Here is a 4327-nt window from a genome sequence, read left to right as displayed (position 1 = left end):
GCCGTCCCGCGACCGCGGCCCTCGCGATGGCGTGCGCGCTGGCGTGCGCTGTCGCGGGATCCCCCGCGCTCGCCCAGCCCCGGTCGATCGACGACTCGCCGACAGTCTCCGCCCCGGATCCTCTGTCCGCGGTCCGGGCGGCACCACCCGAGGAGCGGACACCGGAGCGGTACCTCCCGAGCCCCTCGCCCGATCCCTGGTACCACTCCCCTCCGGCCGTGGACCCGGGCACGGCGCCAGGCACGATCCTGGCCACACGACCGGTCGCGATCCCGCCGTACAACGTGCGCAACTTCGGCCGCGGGTGGCAGGTCCTGGTCCAGAGCACCGACTCCCACGACCGACCGCAGCAGATCGTCTCGACGATCATCGAACCGGCCACGCCGTGGCCCGGCCCTGGCCCCCGACCGCTCGTGTCGTTCAACGTGACCATCGACTCACTGGGCCTGGACTGCATGCCCTCATACGTCCTGCCCCACAAGTTCAACTTCGAACTCCCCCCCTTCCTGCAGATCCTCGCCGACCGTGGCTACGGACTCGTCCTCACGGACTTCCAGGGCCCGCGAGCCGCGTACGGAGCGGGCCGGGCCAACGGCCGGGCCGTCCTCGACGGGATCCGCGCGGCCCGCGCCTTCACCCCGGCCGGAGACCCCGCCCCGTTGTTCGGGGAGTCGCGGGTGGTCCAGGTGGGGTACTCCGGCGGCGGAATCGCCACCGGGTGGGCAGCCCAGTTGCAACCGGTCTATGCGCCCGAACTCACCGGGGTGCTCGCCGGGTCCTCCGTGGGTGGGGTCCCCGCGGACTATTCGGAGTTGTTCGACACCATGGACGGGACCCTCGCCTCCGGCCTCTACCGCGCTGCCGTGCTGGGACTGGCCCGCGAGTACCCGCAGCTCTACTCGCTGCTCAACGACACCGGCGACGTGGTGGCCCATCAGCTCCGCGACGCCTGCGCGCCGATCAACACCGTCGGTGGACTCGCCCCGTTCCCACTGTCGGTGCTCACCGACGCCGACCCCCGCACCGACCCCACGGTGCAGGAGGTGATGGCGCGGAACCGGTTGGGCCGGGCGGACCCCGCCCACGGGGCGGACCCCCGTGAGGTCCCCTCCGGACCGGTGCAGGTGTGGCATGCCGACGCGGTGGTGCCGATGGGCCCGGGGCCGGGGTCGTCGCGAGGTCCCGGGGACACGTTCGTTCCCGAGTGGACCGCCCACAGGCTGGTCGACGAATGGTGCGCGGCGGGTGCTGACGTGGAGTACACGCCCGTCGCCGGCGAACACGTCACCGCGGCGTACACCGCGGTCGGGCCCGCCCTCGACTGGGTGGACGCCCGCGCCCGCGGGGTGCCGTTCACCACGGGCTGCCGCTGATCCGGGACACCGGCGGTAACCTCGACCGGGTGAGCACCACGCAGCAGACCACCCCGGCCGAGTCCACCCTGGACACCGAACTCAAGCGCCTCACGGGCTGGGGACGCACCTCGCCGGCCATGAGCCACGTGCTCACCCCCCGCTCGGTGGAGGAGATCTCGGCGGCCGTCGCGGCGGTCAACGACGCCAACGCCGCCGGTCCCACCCACCTCCGGCGCGGTGTGGTGGCCCGGGGGCTCGGCCGGTCGTACGGGGACAGCGCGCAGAACTCCGGCGGCCTGGTCCTGGACATGAGCCGGTTCAACCGCATCCACGAGCTCAACGCCGAGAAGGCGCTCGCGGTGGTAGACGCCGGGGTGAACCTGGACCAGCTCATGCGCGCCGCGCTGCCCTTCGGCCTCTGGGTGCCGGTCCTGCCGGGCACACGCCAGGTCACCGTGGGCGGGGCGATCGGGCACGACATCCACGGCAAGAACCACCACTCGGCTGGGTCGTTCGGCAACCACGTCACCCGGATGGAGCTCCTCGTCGCGGACGGCCGCGTCCTCACCCTCGAGCCCGGCGGGACGTCCGACGACCCCGAGGGCACACTGTTCTGGGCCACGGTGGGCGGCAACGGTCTCACCGGCGTGGTCCTCAAGGTGTGGATCGCGATGACCCGCACGGAGACCGCGTTCTTCCTCGCCGACTCCGACCAGACGGGGTCGCTCGACGAGACGATCGCCCTGCACACGGATGGCTCCGAGGCCAGATACACCTACTCCTCGGCGTGGTTCGACGCCATCAGCGCGCCGCCGAAGCTCGGCCGGGCAGCGGTGTCCCGCGGGTCGCTGGCCACGCTCGCACAACTCGAGGAGTACGCCCCCAAGCTCGCCAAGGACCCGTTGGCCATGGACGCCAAGCCGCTGGTCACGTTCCCGGACGTGTTCCCCAACGGTCTGGCCAACAAGTACACCTTCGGCCCCATCGGCGAGGTCTACTACCGTCTCGGCGGCACCTCACGAAACAAGATCAAGACCCTCCCGGCCTTCTATCACATGCTCGATCTGTTCGGAGAGTGGAACCGCGCGTACGGATCCGACGGCTTCCTGCAATACCAGTTCATCGTCCCGCCCGGGGCGGTCGACGGGTTCAAGGAGATCATCGGCGACATCCAGCGCTCGGGCCACTACTCGTTCCTCAACGTGTTCAAACTCTTCGGCCCCGGGAACCAGGCCCCGCTCTCGTTCCCCATGGAGGGGTGGAACGTGTGTGTGGACTTCCCGATCAACGACCGACTGAACTCGTTCGTCAACGAGTTGGACGCCAAGGTCATGTCGATGGGCGGGCGGCTCTACACCGCCAAGGACTCGCGGGTCCCGGCCGACCGTTTCCACGCCATGTATCCGCAGATCGATTCGTGGATCGCCACCCGACGCGAGATCGACCCCCACGGGGTCTTCGTCTCCGACATGGGCCGGCGCCTCGAACTACTCTGACCCGGCGCGCGGCGCTCCTCGACGGGAATCGCACGGCGCGGTCTATACACGCGGACGAGCGACGGGCCACAATGGGGTGATCCCGGACGACAAGGGTCGCCCGGAGGCATGATCGGGAGCCCGCCATGATCCTCCGCACCGTCGCCGCCGCCGTCGTCCTAGTCGCCGTCTCCCCGCCGCCCACCACGTGGCGACGGTCTCCCCGGAGGCCACCCCCGCCGTCTCCCGCCGTCCGCCCGCTCACGCGGGGTTCACGTCGGGCCGGGTAGTCGCGGACACCTTCCCCGATCCTGCGGTGGCCCCTCGGTAGACTCCTGCGCATGATCAATGCCGTCGGCGTCCCACAGACCCTGCTCCTGCTCGGAGGCACCTCCGAGATCGGCCTGGCGATCTGCGGGGAGTACCTCCGGCAGGGCCCGATGCGTGTCGTGCTGGCCTGCCTCCCCGGGGATCCAGGTATCGAGGACGCCCGGGCCGAGATGACGGCCGCCGGCGCCACCACCGTCGACGTGGTGGATTTCGACGCCGCCGCCACCGACTCCCATCCGGCCGCCTTCGAGCAGATCTTCGCCGGAGGCGACGTCGACGTCGCGATCGTGGCGTTCGGCCTCCTCGGGGAGAACGAGGAACTGTGGTCCGACCAGCGCAAGGCCGTGCAGATCGCCCAGGTCAACTACACCGGTGCGGTGTCGGTGGGGGTGCTGCTCGCCGAGCGGATGAAGGCGCAGGGCTACGGCAGGATCATCGCCATGAGCTCGGCGGCAGGCCTCCGCGCCCGCCGCTCCAACTTCGTCTACGGCTCCACCAAGGCCGGCCTGGACTCGTTCTACACCGGTCTGGGCTACGCCCTCGACGAATACGGGGTGGACGTTCTGGTGATCCGCCCGGGGCAGGTCCGCACCCGCATGTCGGCGCACGTCAAGGAGGCGCCGCTCACCATCAACAAGGACGACGTGGCCCGCATCGCGGTCAAGAAGTCCGGCGCGGGCAAGGGTGCGGTCTTCGCCCCCGCCGCGTTCGGCGCCGTCATGGCGGTCCTGACCCACGTCCCGCGCCCGATCTTCCGCAAGCTCCCCTTCTGACCATGCCGGTGGCGCTCCGGGGGCCGGGCCTGGCGGGAGCGGCGACGCTGCTGGCCGCAGCCGTCACCGCTGTCGTCCTGGTCGGTTTCTCTCTCGTCTCCTTCCCCGCCTACGGCAACTCCAACGTCCTGCGGGCACTCACGGTCGTCGGCCAGTGCGCCGCGTTCGCCCTGGTGGTGGCCGGCGTGCTGTGTGCCCGTGCGGGCGAGCGTCCCGGGGGGCGGGCCGGACTGGTCCGGGTGGGCAAGCTGGCCGCCCCCACGGGGTCGGCCCTGCTGGTGGCCTCCACGCTCGGCATCCCGCTCGCGGCGTCCCGGCTGTACCTGCACGGCGTGAGCGTGGACCAGGAGTTCCGAACCCAGTTCCTCGGCCGCTCGGCGACCTCGCTGGGCCA

General features: G+C 71.0%; 4 protein-coding genes. All 4 read left to right on the top strand.

The genetic code is table 11. From position 1 onward, the window contains the following. Positions 1–1373: lipase family protein (locus G6019_RS04405; RefSeq protein WP_241725872.1), on the top strand; the 1373-nt coding region annotated here is incomplete at its 5' end. Positions 1374–1402: 29 nt separating this feature from the next. Beyond that, a complete protein-coding gene (locus G6019_RS04400; protein ID WP_107755473.1) occupies positions 1403–2851 on the top strand; it encodes an FAD-binding oxidoreductase in 1449 nt (482 codons plus the stop codon). Positions 2852–3171: 320 nt separating this feature from the next. After that, on the top strand, positions 3172–3933 hold the full coding sequence (locus G6019_RS04395; RefSeq protein ID WP_182612743.1) for a decaprenylphospho-beta-D-erythro-pentofuranosid-2-ulose 2-reductase: 762 nt from the start codon (positions 3172–3174) through the stop codon (positions 3931–3933). A gap of 2 nt (positions 3934–3935) precedes the next feature. Further along, on the top strand, positions 3936–4327 hold a 392-nt coding region (locus G6019_RS04390; protein ID WP_182627101.1), incomplete at its 3' end, for an arabinofuranosyltransferase.

The sequence above is a fragment of the Dietzia sp. DQ12-76 genome, from assembly GCF_014145045.1.
Lineage (GTDB): Bacteria > Actinomycetota > Actinomycetes > Mycobacteriales > Mycobacteriaceae > Dietzia.
The sequence above is the reverse complement of the archived record's forward strand: the minus strand, read 5'-3'. Positions and strand labels throughout refer to the sequence as shown.